Origin of the sequence: Clostridium tertium, assembly GCF_902652255.1 — a bacterium.
Taxonomy (GTDB): domain Bacteria; phylum Bacillota; class Clostridia; order Clostridiales; family Clostridiaceae; genus Clostridium; species Clostridium tertium_A.
This window is the reverse complement of sequence record NZ_CACRTO010000014.1, coordinates 25,152-47,983: the sequence shown is the minus strand read 5'-3', so window position 1 is coordinate 47,983 and position 22,832 is coordinate 25,152. Positions and strand designations below refer to the sequence as shown.

Annotated in this window: 20 protein-coding genes; 2 read left to right on the top strand and 18 right to left on the bottom strand. The window is 27.4% G+C overall.

What is annotated here, in order from left to right; genetic code table 11:
- Nucleotides 1–3: 3 nt before the first annotated feature.
- The 6 genes from GPX08_RS06405 to GPX08_RS06380 form a co-directional block, all read right to left on the bottom strand.
- Nucleotides 4–891: an RnfABCDGE type electron transport complex subunit D gene (locus tag GPX08_RS06405; RefSeq protein WP_156626015.1), complete on the bottom strand. Its 888-nt coding sequence runs from the start codon at nt 889–891 to the stop codon at nt 4–6.
- 30 nt (nt 892–921) lie between these two features.
- The gene (locus GPX08_RS06400) at nt 922–1,854 is read right to left on the bottom strand and encodes a 4Fe-4S dicluster domain-containing protein (RefSeq protein WP_156626014.1); all 933 of its coding nucleotides are present in this window, start codon (nt 1,852–1,854) and stop codon (nt 922–924) included.
- Between the two features lie 341 nt (nt 1,855–2,195).
- Complete coding sequence (locus tag GPX08_RS06395) at nt 2,196–3,125, bottom strand: tetratricopeptide repeat protein (RefSeq protein WP_156626013.1); 930 nt, start codon at nt 3,123–3,125, stop codon at nt 2,196–2,198.
- Nucleotides 3,126–3,136: 11 nt separating this feature from the next.
- The gene (locus tag GPX08_RS06390) at nt 3,137–3,475 is read right to left on the bottom strand and encodes a hypothetical protein (RefSeq protein WP_156626012.1); all 339 of its coding nucleotides are present in this window, start codon (nt 3,473–3,475) and stop codon (nt 3,137–3,139) included.
- A 154-nt stretch (nt 3,476–3,629) separates the two neighbouring features.
- On the bottom strand, nt 3,630–5,858 hold the full coding sequence (locus GPX08_RS06385; RefSeq protein ID WP_156626011.1) for an AAA domain-containing protein: 2,229 nt from the start codon (nt 5,856–5,858) through the stop codon (nt 3,630–3,632).
- Nucleotide 5,859: 1 nt separating this feature from the next.
- Complete coding sequence (locus tag GPX08_RS06380) at nt 5,860–6,159, bottom strand: ATP-dependent Clp protease adaptor ClpS (protein WP_156626010.1); 300 nt, start codon at nt 6,157–6,159, stop codon at nt 5,860–5,862.
- A 167-nt stretch (nt 6,160–6,326) separates the two neighbouring features.
- Here GPX08_RS06380 and GPX08_RS06375 point away from each other — a divergent pair, with 167 nt between their 5' ends.
- A complete protein-coding gene (locus tag GPX08_RS06375) occupies nt 6,327–6,731 on the top strand; it encodes a hypothetical protein (RefSeq protein ID WP_156626009.1) in 405 nt (134 codons plus the stop codon).
- 42 nt (nt 6,732–6,773) lie between these two features.
- Here the strand turns inward: GPX08_RS06375 and GPX08_RS06370 are convergent, their stop codons facing one another.
- The 9 genes from GPX08_RS06370 to GPX08_RS06330 all read right to left on the bottom strand — a co-directional run bounded on the left by GPX08_RS06370 (nt 6,774) and on the right by GPX08_RS06330 (nt 17,103).
- Nucleotides 6,774–6,932, bottom strand: coding sequence for a hypothetical protein (locus GPX08_RS06370; RefSeq protein ID WP_156626008.1), 159 nt, complete (start codon nt 6,930–6,932; stop codon nt 6,774–6,776).
- A gap of 90 nt (nt 6,933–7,022) precedes the next feature.
- Nucleotides 7,023–8,351 carry a PTS sugar transporter subunit IIC gene (locus GPX08_RS06365; RefSeq protein ID WP_156626007.1) on the bottom strand — a complete coding sequence of 443 codons (1,329 nt, stop codon included), beginning with the start codon at nt 8,349–8,351 and terminating at the stop codon, nt 7,023–7,025.
- Nucleotides 8,352–9,323: 972 nt separating this feature from the next.
- Complete coding sequence (locus GPX08_RS06360; RefSeq protein ID WP_156626006.1) at nt 9,324–10,415, bottom strand: DUF871 family protein; 1,092 nt, start codon at nt 10,413–10,415, stop codon at nt 9,324–9,326.
- 1 nt (nt 10,416) lies between these two features.
- Nucleotides 10,417–10,728, bottom strand: coding sequence for a PTS lactose/cellobiose transporter subunit IIA (locus GPX08_RS06355; protein ID WP_156626005.1), 312 nt, complete (start codon nt 10,726–10,728; stop codon nt 10,417–10,419).
- Nucleotides 10,729–10,768: 40 nt separating this feature from the next.
- Nucleotides 10,769–11,074 carry a PTS sugar transporter subunit IIB gene (locus GPX08_RS06350; protein ID WP_156626004.1) on the bottom strand — a complete coding sequence of 102 codons (306 nt, stop codon included), beginning with the start codon at nt 11,072–11,074 and terminating at the stop codon, nt 10,769–10,771.
- Between the two features lie 200 nt (nt 11,075–11,274).
- Nucleotides 11,275–14,007 (bottom strand): PRD domain-containing protein, encoded by a 2,733-nt coding sequence (locus GPX08_RS06345; protein ID WP_156626003.1) that lies wholly within the window; start codon nt 14,005–14,007, stop codon nt 11,275–11,277.
- A gap of 346 nt (nt 14,008–14,353) precedes the next feature.
- On the bottom strand, nt 14,354–15,031 hold the full coding sequence (locus GPX08_RS06340) for a response regulator (RefSeq protein ID WP_156626002.1): 678 nt from the start codon (nt 15,029–15,031) through the stop codon (nt 14,354–14,356).
- Nucleotides 15,015–16,193: a sensor histidine kinase gene (locus GPX08_RS06335; protein ID WP_156626028.1), complete on the bottom strand. Its 1,179-nt coding sequence runs from the start codon at nt 16,191–16,193 to the stop codon at nt 15,015–15,017. The genes GPX08_RS06340 and GPX08_RS06335 overlap by 17 nt, the downstream gene beginning before the upstream one ends.
- A 103-nt stretch (nt 16,194–16,296) precedes the next feature.
- A complete protein-coding gene (locus GPX08_RS06330; RefSeq protein ID WP_156626001.1) occupies nt 16,297–17,103 on the bottom strand; it encodes a cation transporter in 807 nt (268 codons plus the stop codon).
- A gap of 579 nt (nt 17,104–17,682) precedes the next feature.
- On the opposite strand from GPX08_RS06330, the gene GPX08_RS06325 reads away from it, so the two are divergent.
- Nucleotides 17,683–18,996 (top strand): hypothetical protein, encoded by a 1,314-nt coding sequence (locus GPX08_RS06325; protein WP_156626000.1) that lies wholly within the window; start codon nt 17,683–17,685, stop codon nt 18,994–18,996.
- Between the two features lie 90 nt (nt 18,997–19,086).
- Here GPX08_RS06325 and GPX08_RS06320 read toward each other — a convergent pair whose 3' ends face one another.
- The 3 genes from GPX08_RS06320 to GPX08_RS06310 form a co-directional block, all read right to left on the bottom strand.
- Complete coding sequence (locus GPX08_RS06320; protein WP_156625999.1) at nt 19,087–20,289, bottom strand: aminoacetone oxidase family FAD-binding enzyme; 1,203 nt, start codon at nt 20,287–20,289, stop codon at nt 19,087–19,089.
- An 86-nt stretch (nt 20,290–20,375) separates the two neighbouring features.
- Nucleotides 20,376–22,028 carry a hypothetical protein gene (locus tag GPX08_RS06315; RefSeq protein WP_156625998.1) on the bottom strand — a complete coding sequence of 551 codons (1,653 nt, stop codon included), beginning with the start codon at nt 22,026–22,028 and terminating at the stop codon, nt 20,376–20,378.
- A 4-nt stretch (nt 22,029–22,032) separates the two neighbouring features.
- Nucleotides 22,033–22,818, bottom strand: coding sequence for an ATP-binding cassette domain-containing protein (locus tag GPX08_RS06310; protein WP_156625997.1), 786 nt, complete (start codon nt 22,816–22,818; stop codon nt 22,033–22,035).
- Nucleotides 22,819–22,832: the final 14 nt, after the last annotated feature.

Genomic DNA, 22,832 nt, shown 5'->3' with positions numbered 1-22,832 from the left:
ACATTAAGCCTCCTTCTTAACCTTATATTTTTTAGTTGTTAAATAATCTATAAGAGGTGTACATAAATTCACAATTATTATTGCATAATAAGGACCTTCTGGATTAAATCCTTGAACTGCAATAACTGATGCACAAACCCCTGCAATAGCTCCAAATATATATTGTCCAAATTTTGTCATTGGAGTAGTTCCATAATCTGTAGTCATAAATATTGCAGCTAGGAAAAATGCTCCAGGTAATAATAAGTCTTTATCAAATACACTATACATAATCATAGCTGATGCTATAAATGCTATTGGACCTCTTAAACTAATTCTACCTCTTAACGCTAAGTATAATCCACCTAAGCATAAAGCTAAAATTGATACTTCACCTATATTTCCAGTCGCTTGTCCTATAATCTTATCTATTAAAGGTACTACTACTTCTGTAGCACTTGCTGAAGTTGTTGCATCACTTGCAGGCTTTGCCATAACCCCTGCCCAAGAAGCAATTAAGAATGCCTTCGTTGCTGCAGCTGGGTTCATAAAGTTTTGACCAAGTCCACCAAAGAATTGCTTAACTACTATGCTAGCAAATACTGATCCTATTATAGGAATCCATAAAGGCACATGAGTAGGCATAACAAGAGCCACTAATATACCTAAAACAATAGGACTTAAATCAGTAATAAACCTTGTCTTTTTAACATACTTATTCCAAATTCCTTCTGCAATTAGAGAAGTTAAAATAGTTGCAACAATTATTTTAACTGCATCTATTTTATAAAAATAAATACCCGCAAAAATTGCTGGAATTAAAGCAATAATAAAATCTATCATTATCTTATTAATCTCTAGACCTTTTTTAATATAAGGTGCTGGAGATATTTTAAGATTATTCTTTTCCACAGTCTTCACTCCTATTCAGATTTTCTTAATTTATTTAAAAGTTTTTGCTGTTTTAATTGCTTGTGCAATTTCAATATTAGATGGACATACATAACTACATAAGCCACAATCTATACACTTGTCCCCACCAAACTTTATAAACTCTTCTTTTTCATTTCTTTTATATAAGTCATAAAGCTTAATTGGATTCAACCCTTCAGGACAAACTCTTAAGCATTTGCTACAGTTTATACAGCTATAAACTTCATTTGAAGGTAAATCTTCATTAGATAAGAATAAAATACCTCTTGACTCAGAGCTTATTTTATTGTTTATATCATATACCTGTTTTCCGTTAAGAGATCCACCATCAACTATCTTAACTAAACTTTCAAAGCCTCCATTAACTGCTTCAAATATTTCTTTATATGTAGCTTCTTTCTTTAATACTAAAACTCTCTTTTCTTTTACTGCACTTCCATATACAGTTACAAAGTTTTCAATTGCTTTTCCTTCAGATGCTTGTCCTATTCTTATTACATCCACAATATCAATAATAAGGACATCTTCATCACTACCAAAAATCTTTTTAAATAGTTTTTTACTATTTAATTCTTCTATGCTTTTAACAGCAATTACATCATTAAATTCTTTTAAACTATTTACTAGTTTCTTGTCTTCCTTTGATGCTACTAGTTTAAATTCACATAGATTTTTAATTTTTTCAAACCCAACTTTTAAGTCTTCTTTTCTTTCATTTAAAATAATTTCATATCCATTTAAATTAGGTTGAAAACTAAAAGCCTTGATAATAATTTTTTTGCCTTTAATTTTTTCTAAAGATTCATTTATTCTTTCTTGCGCATCTTTAGTAAAGCTTTCCAAATTACTATTTTCTTCTTCCAAGACTTCAAATAATTTAGTATCCTTTAACATAAACATTTTATTAGAAACATTTACATTATTAAACAGATTACATAACACTATAAACCCTCCTACTATTGCTGCCTTAAAGACAGCTAAATTTAAAATTTAAAATGTACAATCAATGATGTAATTTGTTACAAATTACTAAAAAGTTTCTTATAAATTTTACATTATAAATTACACATTATGCCTCAGCTAAATTAAAATTTATTTGAAATTTCATTTTAGCAACGTTCTAATATTATCATAAAAGCACATTATGAACAACTTTAAGTAATTGTACTAATGAATAAATTAACAAATTGTTAAAATATTTTTCACTAATATCTTATACATTTTTCTAACAAATCCATATTAAACTATTACATTTTTATTATTTTAATAAAATAAAGTAAGTTTTAATTAAAACTTACTTTTATTAATTCTTTGTATTCTTTCAGATTTCTTAAATAGTCAAGTTCCTTATCCTTCAGCATATATTCAAGAAAGAAACTGTTTAATTCAACACTTTTATACAAATCTTTTATTGCCTTCTCGTATTCTTTTGCCTTTATATAAAAGCAACATCTATTATAATAAAGAAATGCTTCATCATAATTATTTTCAATTCCTTCAGAAATAATTTCTATTGCTTCCTTATATTCGCCTCTCTCAATATATATTATTGAAAGATTCAAATAACTAAATGGATAGTATTTATACTCTTTTATAGATTCTCTATAATAAAACTCTGCTTCCTTATAACATTTTAAAGCTTTATATATTACTCCCATATTAAATAATATTCTAAAATGCTTAGGATTAATTTCTAATGATTTCTTCATGTACTTTAGTGCCTTATTATAATCACCATTTTCTTCATAAATACAACCTAAATTAGCATTTGCCCATAAGTCATTTGGAACTAAATCTAAAGTTATATTGTAATATTTAATTGCTTCTTCTTTGTTCCCTAATTCATCATATGCATTAGCTAAATAAAAATATGCTCTATCATATGTTGTATCAATTTCCGTTGCAATCTTATAATACCTTATTGCCTCTTTGTAATTTTCTAGTTCATCATATATTACGCCAAGTCCATAGTATGCTCTTGCATCTTTATCATCAATTTCAATAACTCTTTTATACTTTTCCTCTGATAAATCTTTAAAACCTAATTTATCATATAATAATGCCATATCTAAAATTAACTCAATATCATTTTGTCCTTCATTTAATACATAAGCTTTCTTATAAAACTTTAAGGCTTTAACATATTCCTTACTACTTACAAAACTCCTTGCCATATTTAAGTAATTCTCGTATATATATTCTTTATTATTCATATAATCCTCTATTATTCCTCTATAAAATTAAGAACTCCTTTTATTATAACATTAAAGAAGAAGAACTCTATTATCACTATAAAAAATAAGACTATAAAATTATTTAATTCAAAATATATAGATGCTGATGATAAGAAAATATATAAACCACCTTCTATTAATACAGTTTCTCCTACCCATACAGAAAATTTCTTAATATCTTTTACTTTTGATAAATCAAATTTATTATTAATATATGTTAAGCTCTCTACAACGCCTTTTAAATATAAAAGTTTTTTACTTATCGCTACAGATCCCCCTATAAAGATTTCAATTATTCCCCATATTAAAATGCATAGTTTTAAAATCAAAATTATCCCTCCTTATTTCTAATTAAGACTAATATACATATTGTATAATATAAATTGTACTTTTTAAACATAAATAGTCTATCCCAGATGATTCAATTTATAAACTAAAATGAAATAAATTAATTAGGAGCTGTCAATGACAGCTCCTTTATATTTAATATTTAACTACAAATTTATTATCTTTTATCCCTATGGAGCATTTTCCTCCCTTAGATAACTTACCAAATAATATTTCATCTACTAGTAATGTTTTAAGTTCAGAATTTATAACTCTCTTAATTTCTCTTCCACCAAATTCCTTTGATAGACCTTTATCACTTATATTACTTAAAACTTTACTACTTATTGTTATTTCGATATTCTTTTCCTTTAATTTCTCTTTAAATTTACTAATTTCTTTCTTAGTAATATCTAGTGCCATTTCTTTGTTAATTTGATTAAATACTATAATTTTATCCAGTCTATTTCTAAACTCTGGCGTGAAGCTTCTTTTCACTTCATCATCTATAGCATCTAAATTTAAACTTTTTCTACCAAATCCCACAAGATTCTTTCCAATATCTCTTGCACCTGCATTTGAGGTCATAATGATAATTGTATTTCTAAAGTCAGCTTTTCTTCCTTTATTATCTGTTAATGTTGCATAATCCATTACTTGAAGTAATACTCCTAAAATATCAGGATGAGCTTTTTCTATTTCATCTAAGAGTAATACACAATTAGGCTTCTTTCTAATAGTATCAGTTAAAAGTCCGCCTTCTTCATAACCTACATACCCTGGAGGAGATCCAATTAATTTAGCTGCAGCATGCTTTTCTCCATATTCACTCATATCAAATCTAACTAAATCAACCCCTAGAGTTTTAGCCAAAACCTTAGCTATTTCTGTCTTACCTACTCCTGTAGGTCCTACAAATAACATTGATGCTATTGGCTTATTTTCATCACTTAAACCTGCCCTAGACATTTTAACACATTTTGTAACTTCTTCTACTGCTACATTCTGCCCAAAAATATTTTTCTTAAGTTCTTTTTCTAATATTTTCAATGACTTAACTTCAGTATTTTCCACTACTTGCTTAGGTATATGACAAGTTTTAGAGATAATTTCTTCAATTACATCTTCATTAACTATACCATTTTTATATTTACTTCTATTAATATCTACAAAAGCTCCTGCTTCATCAATAATATCTATAGCTTTGTCAGGTAAAAATTTATCATTCATATATTTTGAACTTAAGTTAACAGCTGAACTCAAGGCTTCAGAAGTATATTTAACATTATGGTAGCCTTCAAATCCTTCTTTTAATCCTTCTAATATATTAATAGTTTCATCTATAGAAGTTTCTTTAACTTCTATAACTTGAAATCTTCTAACTAAAGCCTTATCTTTTTCAAAATACTTTTTATAATCATCATAAGTAGTAGCACCTATAAATCTTATTTTACCTTCTAATAGATAGCCTTTTATTAGATTTCCTCCATCTAAGGAACTACCATTTAAGGCTCCTGCTCCTACTATATTATGAATTTCATCAATATAGATTATTGGATTATCATAGGTCTTTATTTCATCTAGAACTTGTTTAATTCTTTCTTCGAAGTCTCCTCTATATTTGGTACCTGCTAAAAGACCACCAACATCTAAAGAAAATATTTTGGCATTTTTTAATTTATCTGGAACATTGCCTTCTTTTATTAATTTCGCAAGTCCCATGGTAATAGCAGTCTTACCTACTCCTGGTTCTCCAATATGAACAGGATTATTTTTAGTTCTTCTACATAGGATTTGAATAGTCCTATCGATAATATCCTGTCTACCTATTAAAGGATATTCTTCCTCTTCAACTGAATCTGTTAAATTTCTGCAATAGGTATTTACTACGCTCTTTTCCTTATTAACTTCTTCTTTGTTTACCTTTATAATCTTAATTGCATCCTTGGCAAGATTTTCTTCTTCTGACTTGTTATGTGATAATTCAAATAATAGCTTTTGCTTATCTATTCCTTGTTTTTCAAGGTAATAAACAGCGTGGCTATCTTTTAATGCATATAAAGCTGAAATCACATGTTCTAATGCTACAAAATTTCTTTCGCTAAATGCTGCTTGTTGAGTTGATACTATTAATATATTCTTTATACCGTAACTTTCTTCTGGATCTCCATCTTCTTGCTTATCTATATATTCATCAATATATTTAATTAAATCACTTCTAAGCTCATCTATATTACCATTTAATCTTGATATTACATTTGTAAAGCTACTTTCTTCTAAAGCACTTAATAATAAATGTTCAGGAGTTACATATTCATTATTATTTTCTTTAGCTATACTGTACGCTCTTAGTAGTACATCTCTTACAATCTTACTTATATCCATCTTAATCCCCCTCTACTGTAAGTTTAAACGGAAATCCTTCTTCCTTTGCCATAGACATAGCCTTATTAGCTTTTGATACTGCTATATCATAGGGATAAACTCCTGCTACGCCTCTACCATTTTCATGGACTTCCATCATTATTTTATTAGCTTCCTCGAATCTCTTATTAAAAATTATATTTAAAACTGCAACTACGAACTCCATAGTTGTAAAATCGTCATTATGCATTATAACCTTATAATTTTTTGGCTTCTTTATCTTATACTCAATCTTATCTATTACTCTTGAATTAGTTTCCAAAATTTAGCTCCTCCATATTTAGCTTCTTTAATAAAGGAATGAATATCTTTTTATATATTATATTATTTATGTTCAAAAAATACTATGGTTTAAATAAGATTATGTTATATTTTATCTTTTAAGACACGAATAGACTCTATATCATATATTATATAGAGGTGATTATCTTGGATGATGAAAGATTTAATTCATATAATAATGTAAGATCTAACGAGGATGGTACTTATTTAACACTATATGAAACTAATGAAGTATTAAAACAATTACCTAAAATATTAAGTCAAATGAAAAATATCATTTTAAGTAATACTCATAATTTAAATATATTACAAAATGAAGTTAAATCAATGAAAGATGAGCAAGAAAAATTTAGAAAAGATGTTACAAGAGCACTTAATATAATTTCTAGTAAATTTAGCAACATAGATCAACTTGAAGATGATTTAAAGACTTTAGACCAATCCTTAGCAAGAAAGATTAGTGATATTGAAGATGAAATTGTATTAACTCAACAAATCACAACTAAAAACTTTAATGAAGTTTTGAAATTTAAAGAACATTGGAAAATATAGTTTTAAGGCTATTGCAAATTAATTATGCAATAGCCTTATTTATTAAATTGCTCCATTTATTAAATATAATAATAATAATATGCTAATTATAGCACAAATATTAGTAATAGCTTGGGATTTTCTTTTTTTAACTACCTCATCCGATTTATCTTCAGTTGAGTAACTAAATAAATGTGTAAATTTATATAAAAGTTCCTTCATTTTACCAACTCCTAAACTTTGCGCAAAAAGGATAGTATAAAACTATCCTTCTTACATTTATTTTATTTTAATATTATTTATAGGGCTTTATTATGCTTCAGCTTGTTCTAATTCTAAGTTCTTCTTATCAGCATATGCTACGAATGGGAAGTAAATTAAAGCTGAAATTACAATGTTAACTAATGCTACTGCAGCACCTTGCCATTGTCCAGTTGCTAACCATGCAGAGATGATTGGAGGACAAGTCCATGGAACTACTGCTGATGCTGGTGCTACGAAACCAACTACGCTTGCAAAGTAAGCGATACATGCAGATATAATTGGTGCAGCGATAAATGGAATAATATAAATTGGGTTTAACACTATTGGTAAACCGAATATTAATGGTTCGTTAATATTGAAGAATGCAGGACCACCAGCAACATTTCTAATTTGTTTGTTAATTTGTGATTTAGATTTAACCATCATAACAATAACTAAAGCTGCAGTTAATCCAGATCCACCAAGGTTAACATATGAGTCTAAGAATTGGCTGTTGATAATATTGATTCCTTCAGTGTTACCAGCTGCTATAGCTGCCATATTTTCAGCAGTTAATGCTAAGAATATACCATTGATAACTGGTGCTAAAATATTTGAACCGTGTAATCCAAAGAACCATAATACTTGTTGTAGTAATATTATGAATAGTAATACTGGTAATGAGTTAGAGAATACCATTAAAGGTTTAGAAATTCCGTTATATACATGTAAGTAAACATCAGCATATCCAAATGCTTCACATATAGCAAATACTATACCTACTAATACTAAAACAACTGCTGTTGGTAATAATGCTGAGAATGATCTAGCAACTGCTGGAGGTACTCCATCAGGTAAAGTAATGTTTAACTTACCACTCTTAACTAACTTAGCAAATATTGTACCAGTAATTAATGTTGTAATAAGAATAGTTACAAGTCCTGCAGAACCTAACCATTTTGCAAATATACCAGGTTCCCAACCTACTGTACCTAGGTCAAATCCACCCCAAGTAACTGGAGCTTTGTATGCCATCATATTAGTTAATATTAAGCTTGAAGCCATAGTAACTAATCCAGTTGAAAAACCGTCAACGTCATAAGATTTACCTAATGCATATCCTATAGATATTGCAGCAAATAATCCCATTAAGAACATTGATCCAGCATAAACGTTAAGAGCTATAACATCTAACCAGTGTAAAGCTCCACCTTCTACGAACATTGCTTTAACTGAATCAACTGGGAAGTTATGGATTAATAATCCAAAAGATCCAACGATCATAAGTGGCATTATTGTTGCGAAACCATCACGAATTGCAACTAAGTGTCTTTGAGCACCAATCTTAGATGCTACAGGAACAATATAACGTTCCATCCAGTCCATAAATTTTTGCATGAAAAATTCCCCCTTAAAATTGTGTTTTTATATTGACTGATTTCCCCTCAAATATTTGTACTAATAATTTCATTATATAGAGTCAATCAGTTAATAACTTTATTAAAGTAAAACCCTTTACATTAACTTGTCTAATTTTTGGTGTTAATGTATTTTGTTTTCTTGCCTATATATAAAGCAATTTGCATGCCAACTTTTGTACAAGTTGTATTTTTCTCTAACCTGGCTATTTTACTACGTCCTAGGACTTTAATCCTTTACACACTTCTTCTTCTTCTTCTGTGTAAAATTATTACACAGAATCACAAACTAATTTGTTTGTGTAATTAAATGTTACAATTGTAAATCACTTCAATGAATTACTATTATTTTCTTGAATATATTTATATTCTCGTGATTTGTACTATATAACTTTAATTCCAAATATAACTCTATATTTATATTAAATTTAGAAGTCCTTATATTTTATTGCATTTAGTTATGTAACTATTACTTAATTTTGTTATATCTTATAATTATTATTTTATTACAATTTTATTATATTTATATTAAACTTATTACAACAGTATATAAGTAATGTACTACCAGATTATCTAATGGCTTAATTGAGTCCTATAATAGCATTATACTGCTGCACTACTATCACTCTAAAAAGCTGACAATCCATACTTTTTTTAAATATAACACTATTATCTGATGTTTTTTCTATTTGCTATCTTTTAATGAGGATCCCGTAAATGGATTAATATATTCTTTTTGCATCTTCATTTTTTTGTGTGATAAGTTTTCTTGTAATAACTATACAGTACACCTACTATGATTTTTTCATTTTGCAATTATCATTCATTTTAATTTTATAATAAGAGTTCTTTCTTTAAAGATTAGCCTTCTTAATTACTGACATAGCCAGTAGTTTTCAATACAATAAAAAAAATCTGGCTTAAGCCAGATTTTTTTAACACTAAACTCATATTACTTTTTAAGCTTAAATGAGAATTTACTCCATGGTTTAATGTAATCTAATAAGAATACTTCCTCTTCAACTATTCTAGCAACTACATTAGTCTTACCTGTGTTCTTCATATCTTTTAAAGCTACTTGTAATTCTCCTGCATATCTAGTGTATAAATCCGAATCAATTAATATGTCCCCTCTTTTTATATCTACCACGTTATATGGTGGAAAACTTTCACCCTTATACTTTACCCTGCTTTGTGTACTTCTTGCCATGTATTCTGATGCATCTCCTCTATTAAAGTGGAATTCATCTAATACAATAACTTTATCTAGATCTCTAATGCCCTCTATTAATTCAACGTTAAATTCTAACATATCCTTATTAATATTGCTTAAAGCTTCAAGCTCTTCTTCTGATGCAAATGCATTTGCAATTATTACATCATCCACTAACCCCGTCGCAAATAAATGCTTAGCTTGAACATCAATTGGTAAATCTCTATGCATTTCTAATGTGCATAATCCTTCTGAAACTGGCCAAGGACCAAAATTAGCAGATGGAGAGTTTACAAAAGCAGCTGTTCTTATTCCAAGTTCTTTAAATTGTTTACTTGATGAAATAAAGTTATCATAACATAATCCAGTATATATGTGTGGATAGAAATTATGACATCCATATAAATTATTTAAATTAGCTTTATATGAAATAATATTATCAACATACTTTGTTCCATTACTGATGTTTAATTCAATTTTTAACCCATACTCATTGTAAGTCATTACTGACTCTTCATATCCACTAAACCCCATGTCTAGCCTTATACCTGAAAGTCCCATATCTTTAAATACTTTTAAATCAAATATAGACGCTTTTAAATTGTTAAATACAGTTGGATCTATATCTGCTATTACTTCCATATCATTTTCATTTGCTACTTTTAATATTTCTTTAAACTCATTTATTACTAAATCTAAATCTTTGTCACTTGCAGAGATTAAACAAGTAAAAATTCTTTTAAATCCATATTTTGCAGCAAGCTTAATATAATCCTTAATTTCTTCAACAGTTGAATTATTAGGATATATAGAAATACCTAACTTATGCATCTTAACATTCCACCTTATTTAATCTTTCATGAAGAGCTATTATTTCTTCAGCTAAGTCTTTAACAACTATTGAAGTCATTAAATGATCTTGAGCATGAACTAATAATAAAGATACTTCAGTCTTATTACCTGCAGCTTCCCCTTGTATTAAGTTTGTTTGAGTTGCATGTGCACTACCTAAAGTTTCTTTTGCTTGTTCAATTAATTTCTTAGCATCTTCAATTTTTCCTTCTTTAGCCGCTTGCATAGCTTCCATAGCATAACTTCTAGCTTCACCACTAAAAACTATTAAATTCATAATTATTTCTTCCATCGTTACACTCCTTTTACGATTAATGCTACTAATTAACTTACTATTTTAATAAATCTAATGCTTGCTTTAAAACTTTTGGTCCATTCATTGTTCCATAATCAACAGTATTAATTACTGCAACAGGAATATTCTTTGGATCAAATTTAGCCTTCATTTTATTTAATAAAAATCTAACTTGTGGTCCTAATAATAATACATCTATTTCATTTTCATGTTTTGTTAATTCTGCTTCACCTACAGCATTTATTGTACATTCAACACCTTGATCTTTTGCTGCTGCTTGCATTTTAGTAACTAATAGAGATGTTGACATCCCAGCTGAACAAACTAATAATATTCTTTTCATATTAAAAACCTCCTTAATTTATGTAACTAATTACACTAATATATAAAGCAATTTTAATGCCAATTTTAATATGCTATTATTTTTAACACAAATTTTATTTAAAGTGCACTATTACTGCTTTCAGACGAATTGCTATAAAAAAATCAGTGTGTAACTAAATATTACACACTTTCATTTTTGTTTTTTTTAGCATTTTAAAATTACACAGATATTTTATTGTTAATAACCATTTTAACTATATGTGCAAGTTCATCTTCGCCTATATTTATATTATATCTTTCTTCTAATAGTTTTAAACATTGTTTTATTAGAATAAATTCTTTATTATTAGCATTTCTGAATTCATTTAACATTACGAAAGGCGTTTCTTTACCACCCTTAGTAAGTTTATCTATTAAGAAACAAATATGAATTAATATTCCTATTTTAACTTCATGAATTAATTTAATACTTAAATGCTCTTCGATCTTTTCTAATGTTCTTCTTATATCACTAACAAGTTTATAAGAATCTATATTTTCAATTTGCTTTTCCATACTTTCAACGATTTTATAATATTCGTCTTCTTGTATTATCAAACCTTCTAAATCATTTATTCCACTTCCAGATAAAATTTCTGCAGCAGATATAAAAGGTATATTAGGATAATAAGTATTCATAACTCCAACTATTGCCAAAACATTATACTTTTTACTTAACGATTCTATATTACTATAAAAATCATCCTTATCTATAATATTTAAAGCATAAATCTTTATATTTGCTTTACTATGCATATTATTTTCAATAATTTCTTTAAGTCTTTGAGCTGAACCATCTCCTGTAAAGCAAGATGTTACTATTATATTTTCTTTTCTATCTATTTTTGAAACAATACCTTGAATTCCATATCTCTTAATTTCAAAACACGCTTCATATATTTCATTTAAACTTCTTCCATTTATAGCCTTTCTACCAGCTTCAATTACTAAAAGGGTAGTTACCATATCTAGAGTTTTTACTTTAACATCTAATTCTTCCTTAATCATATCAGCGAAATTAGTTAAGGAACCCATATCAACTAAAATAAACACACCTTTATCATTTTTAATTTCTTTAACTTTATTTTTAGCTATTCTATACATGTCTTCAGCCTTCATACTTAATGGCATATCTAAAGCTTTTACATACTCTTCTCCTATTAATGAGTTTGCTACTTCAACCATTGAAGAAGCAGTAGTATGTCCATGCATAATTACTAGGACAGAAACTCTATCATTATTTTCCGTATCCTTTTTGTAAGGATTAGTAGCTAAAAACATAGTTATATATCCTATTTCGTCCAGAGGAACTTCTACTCCAAATCTTTTATCTATCATGCTTGCTATTTCCATAGAAACTATGAACTCTTGAGCATATTCTCCTCTAATAAAATTGAGTTTAGGATGAAATATTTTTATACCCTTTCTAATTCTCTCTAAACTGCCTTGAATATGAAGAGCTAAACCATAATAAACTCTTATATCAAATTGCCTATTTAATTTATTAGAAGCATATTCTAGTATTTCTTCAACTAAGTCAATTATTTCATTGTCAACAGCCTTAGACAACTCATCTTTTCTAAACTTTTCCGGGAGATCTCTAATATATTTTCTAAAATATTTCTCAATATCAATATTTAGAATCTCATCTATTTCTTTTTCTTCAATACCTTCTTTTTTTAATTCTTCAATTTTCTTTTCTATTCTATCATAAAACATATTGCCATCTTTTACTTCATCAATCAGAGTCTCATCTTCGATAATATTCATTTTATTATTTGCAGAAAATTTTAATACATCACCCATATTGCTTAAAATTTCATCTATTTCATCTCTATAATTTTGTAACTTCATAAGACCTAACTTCACTCTTTGATGTAAGTCTTCTTGCTCTACTAAAATATAGTCTTTACTTTTAGCTTTATACTTTAAAAAAGCTCTTGCACAAGATAACTGTATATCACTCTTTAATTGTCCTATATTACTCGGGCAATCATATAATAAAAAAGATATTAACGCATTTTTATTGAAGTAAATACTCTTTGAAACTCTATGAGATTCATTTTCAATAAATTCTCTTAATAAGTAATATCTTTCTTTAATAGTTTTTTCTTTTAATGATGGTAAAGTTATTACCATTGGTATTCTTCTAGTAAAAGTTTTTAATAGGAAAGATTGTGGATCTTCTGTTGTCGCTGCTATTATTTGAGCCTCAACATGTACTAAGTTCTCAGTATCACCAAGTACTCTAAAAAAACCTTTATCTATATAAGTAAATAGCATCTCTTGTCCCTGTGGAGATAATCTATGAATTTCATCTAAGAATAATATTCCTCCATGAGCCCTTTTTAACAGACCATCTTTATCTGAATCTGCACCAGTATATGCACCTTTTTTAACACCAAATATTTGTGCCATTACTAATTGTGGATTATCTGCATAATCAGCACAATTAAATCTTACAAAAGGAGCATTTTCATCTATAACCTCAGATTCTTTTGCAAAATTGTACATTGCTTCAGCAAACAAAGATTTACCAACACCAGTTTCTCCAAGTATTAAAGTATGAAGACCTCTAGGTGGATATAAAATTGCAGCCTTCGCTTGTTGAATAGGTACTTCCAAGCTATTCTTCGCTCCAACTAATGTATCTAAGGTATTTCTTTTTAATTCAACCTTATTACTCTTTGCTTTTTCCTTGTCTTTTCCATCTCGCTTAGTTACACAACTATACTTAACTGGATGTCCTTCACTTTTGTTAACAGCACCCTCTTTATAGAGCTGATTTAGATATCTGCTTACATTAGCTCTGTCTAAGTTCATAAAAGCGCTTACATCACTTGCTGTCACACCATCACTATTTTTAGTTTCTAACTTCTTTAATGCATCAAAAACTTCACTAATCTTACTCATAATTTACCCCCGATTCTAATGTAAACTTCTACATCTATCTATTTTATCATATATTGATTCCATTTACATTAATAATTTATTAATAACTTCACAAAACTGTAATATTATAAAATAGAAGTACCATCACTAAAGCATTTAGTGATAATACTTCTATAAATGAATTTAAATATATTTAATCAAAAATAAATATTCTAAATTTCTAAATATTAGTGATAAAATTTCTAAATCTTAAAGTATTTAATAAAACTGATCCTAAACTTAAGTTCATTATTAAAGCTGCAATCATAGGCTTTAATAATGGACTACAAAATCGAAATAATATTTCTCAATAAAGTAAATTTAAAATTTATTTAAATCTTACTTTAAAGTACTCTTCAATATTATTTCTTATAGCAAATATTGTAGCTTGTACCCGGTCCTCAACTTCAATCTTCTTAAAAATGCTTGTTATATAATTTTTTATAGTTTTTTCAGATAAAAATAATTTCTCAGCTATCTCCTTATTTTTTAATCCTCTAGAAATTTCTAATAATATGTTAATTTCTCTGTTAGTTAGAAAATCTAAACTTTCTTTTTCGATATTTTTTAAGCTGATATCTTTTTTAAAGTCACTAAACATTACTTTTATTAAAGACTTATCAATATACTTTTCACCCTCATATACAGTTCTAATTGCATTTACTACTTCAGCACCTGCAGATTCTTTTAATATATATGCATCTGCTCCAAGTTCTATTGCTTGCATTATGGTTTTTCTATCATTTTCTACAGTTAACATAACTACTTTCACATCATTAGATAGGGATTTTATTTCTCTTAAGGTATCAATTCCACTTTTTCTTGGCATATTGATGTCTAAAAGAACTACATTACATTTATTAATATCTATATTTTTTAAAAGATCATCCCCATCAGAAAATTCTCCTGTTATAACCAAATCATCTTCGAAACTTATTATTCTATTTAACCCTTCTCTTATTAAAGCATGATCATCTACTACAATAACATTAATTATATTTTTCATTTTTCCAACCCTTTCTACATATTGGCAGTTTAATCTTAAAAGTTACCCCATCACCTTCAAAGGACTTAATATCAACTCTTCCTCCTAATGATTTAACTCTTTCATATATACCTAAAAGCCCATAACAGTTTCCCTTTCTTTTAGTACTTGCCAATGTTTCTCTTACATTAAAACCAATACCATCATCTTTCACAAATATACATATGTAATCACCAATATAATTAACTTTTAAATCAACAGTTTTAGCCTTCGAATGTTTTTTTATATTATTTAATATTTCTTGTACTATTCTATATGCTGATATTTGAATTATTTTATCTATTTCCTTTGGGAAATCTTCTATGAATGAATGTATCTCTATATTATTTTCTTGAGTAATCATATTTATTAATTCATTTATTGCATCATTAAACCCTCTTTCTTCTAAAGATAAAGGTCTTAAATCATAGATTATTCCTCTTACTTCTTTCAAAGCCATTTTTACATTTGATTTTAAATCCTCAAGTTCTTTTATTCCTTTTTCTAAATCTTTCTGTACTACAACTTTACAAAAATCTATTCTCATCATTGCATTTGCTAAGTATTGAGCCGGACCATCATGTATTTCTCTAGCAATTCTTCTTCTTTCTACTTCCTGAGCTTCTAATATTTTAATTTCATTTAACATCTTAGAGTTATCGTCCTCGTCCTTTAGAATTTCAAAGAAATTACCTTGTAAGTAACCTAATGCTATATTAATTTGATTAACTGCACTTTCTGCTTCCTCTATACTTTTTATATAATCTCTTAAAGTTCTTTCTAGCACATCTCTTTTTAGAATCAACTCTTTTTCTTCATTTTGTTTAGTAATAAATTTAACCCTAGTTTCTAGAGCTTCTTCATATACTTCCTTAAAAAAATCTTGATTCGCATTAGGTGTTTTTTTGGACTCTTCAACTAGTTTAATCCTCATATATTTATCTATTTTCTCTAAAGCATCAACTTCATCTATAACTTCACTTAACTTTGCTTTAATCATTTTAAGTTCTTGCTTACTTACCTCAAAGTCATCTCTCATCTTATCAGAGATATTAAAAATTTTGCTTTTCCCATCATTTATTTCTTCAATTACATCATTTATTATTTCTTTTATATTATCATTTGAATATTTCGGTCCCACTATTACCCCTCCAGCACTACGTAAATTAATCCTTATATTATTCTTTTCGTAAAAAACAAAATGTACTTTATTTGATAAGTTAAAACTTATCAAATAAAGTACATTTTTATACAGCCCATTTTTTATTTTTAGTGAAAGATATATTCAACCATTTTTTCAAGTCAAAATGATTTGTATTATTATCAATAAACTCTCTAACCTTGTCCATATCTTCTACAGACTTTATTTTAGATTCATTTGATACTATAAAATCAATTTCAATTCTAAGTTCTCTTCCGATCTTAGCTACTCTAGCTACAGAGTCGTCAATATTATATTCTTGTTGTATAGTTTTAACTAAATTATTAATATCACAATTAATTTCTTCATCTGCACTAGTATTTATTAACTCTTTAAATGCATCTATAATTGAAGTAATTGGCATCTTTAAAAATATACTCGATGTTAAAATTACCATTCCAGGATCAACATAGCTTGAAAGATTATTCAATTCTAATTTCTTAAAGATTATACCTATAATGAAACCAACTAAAACACCAACACTAAGCATGGCATCCATAAGCCATTGATCACTTTCTACCCTAACTATCTCAGAATTAAGATTTTTTGATGATTTTTTCATGTATAAGTAAATCAAAGTACATCCAATTGAAGATATAATAGAATAACCAAGAGCAAAGCCCTCATCTACATTATTGCCACCGTTCATTACTTGTCTTATAGCTGAAAACATAGTAATTGAGCACATTATAAGTAAAACTATAGATTTTATAATTACTAATATAGGTTCTAATGTTGATTTTCCAAAAGGATAGTTTTTAAAGTCCTTCTTATTAATGAAATTTGTAATAATAATTGCAAATATCGCAAGTCCTAAGCTAATAAATGAGTAAAGGCCATCAAAACTAATCATTTTAGAATTTATAGCTCATCCCCAGGCAATACCTAAAACTGCGAAGAACAAACCACCAACAGCCGAAAATTTAAGCATTTTGTTTTCCGCTTTCATAATATCACTCCTTAAACATACTATTCTTATTGATATTTTATTCTTTTTAACTAAAAATCTCAATTGACTAAGATGTTATATAACTTCTATTAATATGGTTATTTATAAAAGTAGTTATTTATAAAAAAAGCATAAAAGTACCTTATATTCTTTCTATTTATCCCTAAAAGTGTACCTATATTTTTTTAAATTCATTTAATACTTTGTTTTTATTATTAAATAATTATTTAATTTTTCTGCTACTTTTTCTTATACTAATTATTTTCATTCCCTATTATATAAATCCATTACTTACTTTTTAAGTTTAACATATATAGATATAATGTTAATATTTACGTGTATTTTTATTAAGATTTAAATATATTATAGTATTTTGGTAATTTTTAGTATGTATTATTGATTTTTGTATTGAATTTAATAGGCTTTGGAGGTAAACTATATATGCAAGGTTATCCTTGAATAATATAAAGAAAGTTGGTACTTATGGATAATAATAACATTAACACCGAGGAACAAAAGGAAGTGGTAACAAGTTCTAAAAAAAGTACAATTTTCACACCAAAGTTTTTAAAAATATCTATTGTTGTATCACTTGTAATACTATGCCTTGTAGCATTCTTTTTTATAAAGAATACTAAATTGATCAATAGTTATGCAGATAAGGTCTATCCTGGTGCTTATATATTAAGTAAGGATTTATCTGGCCTAAATGAAGAAGAACTAAAAAACAGTATTACAGAATTATTACAGGATATAAGTAATAAAGAGCTTTTAGTTAAAGCAAATGATTCTGAGTTTAAAACTCTTTACAAAGACTTAGATGCTTCTTTAAACTCTGAAGAATTAATAAATGAAATTTTAGACTTTGGTAAAAATGAAAGCTTCTTTAAAAAGCGTAATTTAATTAAAAAGCCTGAAAATAGGGAATATGAATTTGAAGTTTTATTTAACGAGGAAAAATTAAATGCTTTTGTATCAAACATTTCAAGTTCAGTAAATGTAGCTCCAACTGATGCTTCAATCAATATATCTGGAGGTTCCATTAGTATATCTAATGACTATACTGGACTTAAATTAAACTCTGATGAACTTATTAATAATATTAAAGATAAAATTAAAGATATAAAAGCTCCTAATTTAGTTGAAGTAACAGGAAATGTAGAAGTAGTTGAAGCTGATATTAAAGCCTCTGCTTTAGGTACAGTACAAAATAAACTTTCTTCCTTTACTACTAAGTATTCAAGTGGTCCAAGCGGAACAAACCTTCAAATTGCTGCAAGAAATATAGACAATGTAATAGTAATGCCTGAAGAAACTTTTTCAACAGAAAAAGCAATAGGTCCAACTACTAAGGAAAATGGTTTCGTTGAAGCTAATACTTATGTAGGTGGAGAAGTTGTACCTGGCGTTGGAGGAGGCGTATGCCAAGTATCCTCAACTTTATATAATGCTATGCTTAGAGCAGGTATTATTCCTATTGAAAGATTAAATCATATGATGCCAGTTTCATATGTTCCTATAGGATTAGATGCGACTTTAGCAGATAATTTAATAGACTTAAAATTTACTAATACTTCCGACTATCCTATAGTTATTAATACCTATGCTGGAAACGGAAGCTTAACAATTGAGTTTTGGTCAGATATTTCTATAAAGAATGGAATGACTTATGAACCAGTATCTGTACCTCAAGGTCCTTTAAGTGCAGATGTTTATTTAAATACCTATAACTCAAATGGAGAACTTGTAAATAAAGAATTTTTAGATAGAAGTACCTATCAACCACTTCCAAACTAAAAGGGCTGTTAATAACAGCCCTTTTTTCATTTAACAATTAATAAAAAAACTCCTTAGGGAGCTTTTTCCTCAATTTTTCATTATTCATTATTAATTATCTTCCCCTGCTAAATATCCAGTTGAAAATGCCATTTGAAGATTATATCCACCTGTCTCAGCATCAATATCTATAACTTCCCCAGCAAAGAATAATCCATTAATGATTTTACTTTCCATAGTAGAAGAGTTTATTTCCTTTACACTTACTCCACCACTAGTAACCATAGCTGCTTTTATAGTAATGGTATCTACTACAGTTAACTTCATTTCTTTTATGTATCCTATTAATTTTAATTCATCTTCCTTTTTAAGTTCAGATACTTTAACTTCAGTTAATTCTAAGATATTTAAGATTTCTTTTATAAAATTTTGAGGTAAATATTCTTTCAAATTATTTAAAAGGCTCTTATTACTACCTCTTATTATTTTTGATAGTTCTTCTTTTGATATTTCAGGTAGAAGATCTATATAAATTTCTACTTCCCTATCTTGTAATATCTTGTTTATATAAGAAGAAAATTTTAGAACTCCTGGTCCAGATATTCCAAAATGGGTAAATAACATATCACCTTGTCTTTGAATTTTCTTTTTCTTTATAGTAGTACTTATTACTGCTTCTTTTATAGCTATACCTTGTAGATTCTTTACAAAACCCTCTTTAATTACAAGAGGAATAAGAGCAGGATGCAAGTTATTAATAGTATGACCATGATTTTTCAATATATCAAACATACTACCATCTGAGCCTGTAGTAGGATAGCTCTTCCCCCCTGTTGTTACAATAACTTTATCTGCATATATTTTATTTCCCTCTTCCGTTAATACACCTTTAATAGTATTATCTTCAACTAATAAATCAGAGACTTTTGTATTATAATAAGTTCTTACATCATTTTTCATAAGATCTCTTTTAAATATTTCTATAACCTCATCTGCTTTATCACTTTTTGTAAAAACTTTTTGGTCATACTCAACTTTATACTCTAATCCCTTACCTTTAAAGTACTCTAATAAATTATAATTAGAAAATGTATAAAGGGCACTATATAAAAACTTTTTATTAGTTACTATCTTTTCAAAAAATTCTTCTATATCTCTATTATTAGTAATATTACATCTTCCGCCACCAGTAAGTTTAAGTTTTTTTCCTATTTCACTATTTCTTTCTATTAAAATAACTTCATTATTTCTTGAAGCTGACAGAGCTGCCATTATACCTGAAGGCCCTGCTCCAACCACTATCACCTTTGACATATTTTTCTCCTTGTTAATCTTTTTTTTACTATTATATACTAAAAATAAAATAAAATCACTTAGAAAGTCCCAAGTGATTTTATTTTTTATAATGATTTCAACCTTTTATTTATAAAATTAAAAACTAAATTCCATAAAATTATATTTAATATAATTAACACCACAGCATATATTATGCCGATATTAAATTTTATTGCAAGATAATGAGCTCCCCACAACAATAATACACAGAACATAGATGCAAATACAGAAATTAAACTTTCACTACTATTAGTAGCTTCAAATTTTCTTGAGAAAGGCATTACCTTTTTTAAGATTAAGAAGTTTAATACTGTTAATATTGTAAAAGATAAAACTGCGATTATTAGATGTATAATAACTTTTCCTCCAAAAATCCAAATAAATATTAATGATAATATTATAAATGGAGGCATTATCAATTTATAAAAAGCTCCCTTTATTACTCCTTTAAATACATTTTTATAGCTATTAATAGGTGCCACCTTATATATCCAAGCGCCAAGATATCTTTCTGAATAACTAAGCATAATAATTATATTAGGAATAACTAAAGCAAAAGCATACACTGATAAAAACATATTTGAATTTCTAACTGATAATATAGTATCTCTTAAAGAATCGCCATGTTCAAGACCTATAAACAAAAATACAAACGGAAGAACTATTCCAAGCCCTAAATTAGGATAAACTTTAAGTTTAAATTCCCTTTCAGAATTAATTATTCCTACTGAAAATCTAAAGAAAGCTCTTTCTATATTATCTCTACAAATAATATTACTAGCCTTAACTATATACTTATTCTTTTCTTTTCCTTCTTCACTATTATTATTTAATTTTTGAAGATTTCTTTCAAAAGTTGGAGTAAGCTTAATATAAATAAATATTGACAATACTGGTACTATTAAAGCTAAAGCAGACATTATTATTTTAATACTACTTATACCCTCCCCATAAACAATAGACAGTGGAGCTGCAAACCACATAGGAGGTATCAATATATGCCAAAGTTTCTCATTATAAGTTATATTACTTAAATCAATTACTCCAAAAAGTCTAGGTACTATTTGATAAATTACTACCATTAGTACACTTAAAAATATTTGAACGAAGTTTATCATATCCTTAAGCTTTTCACCATCAAAAACCTTTAAAACTAATAAATAACTAAGCGCAGTTATAATTATCATAAAAATATCTATAAATATTATTGATAAAGCAAATATTACAAAGAATCCAATTCCTTTTTTAAGTGAAATTATAAAAGCAATACCAACAAGTGAAATCGTTAAGTACATAACGTAAATAAATATATGAGTTATTTTAGCTGCATTTATAGTTTTATTACTTACTCCTCTTGATAATAAAATATTCTTATCCCTTACGTCTAATAAAACATAAGAAAAGTCAGATATAAAAACTGTTAATATCATAATCATAATAGCTGAAAAATATGCTGACATTATATACATAATATTAAAATCAAATAATAAAATTAAACTCATAAATAGTCCTATAATGCCATAAATAATTAAAGCTTTAAAAAATTCATTTGAATCCTTATTTCTCTTCTTATTATCATTGAACACAGTAGATTTTCTTCTACCATCCATTGTAAGTTTAGCTTTTAATATTATCCTTAAAACATCATAATCTACACCAGCTCTTTTATAAAAGCCAGAAAGCTTGTCTAATACCTTTAAAATTTTAAATTCCTTCATAAGTTTATACTTCTTCCTTTACTATTGATATAAACTTATCTGCAAGCTCCTTATACTCATGAAATCCAGTTACCTCATTAAATATACTTTCAAGACTACTTTCTTTAAAACTATTTTTTAATTCATCAAAATTCCCGTCAGCTACGATTTCACCATTATTGATTAGTACTATTCTATCACTTATTTTTTCAACTACTTCCATTATGTGAGATGAGTAAAATATCGTCTTTCCTTCTTTTGCAAGATGGTATAATATTTCCTTTATAATCATAACGCTATTGGCATCTAGTCCACTTAATGGCTCATCTAAAAACAATATCTCTGGATTATGAAGCAAGCTAGAAATAAGTATTAACTTTTGCTTCATTCCTTTAGAATATGAAGAAATCCTTTTATTATAAGCTTCTGAAATTCCTAAAACATCCATAAGTTTCAAAGATTTATCGTTAGCTTTATCATAATCTATTCCATAAATCTGTGCTATAAAAGTTAAATACTCTTTTCCTGTTAAACTGTCATATATTTCTGGGACTTCAGGTACATACCCTATTTTCTTTTTATACTCTTCATCCCCTTTTGAAATATCAGTCCCCATAACCTTTATCTCTCCAGAATAGCCAGTAACAAGACCTAATATCAGTTTAACTGTAGTACTTTTACCCGCACCATTAGGGCCAATATAACCAACTATACTACCACTACTAATTTTTAAATTAATACCTTTTAATACTTCTTTTTCTCCAAAATTCTTTTTTAAATCTTTTAGTTCTAATATTATATTATCTTCCATAAATTCTCCCCCCC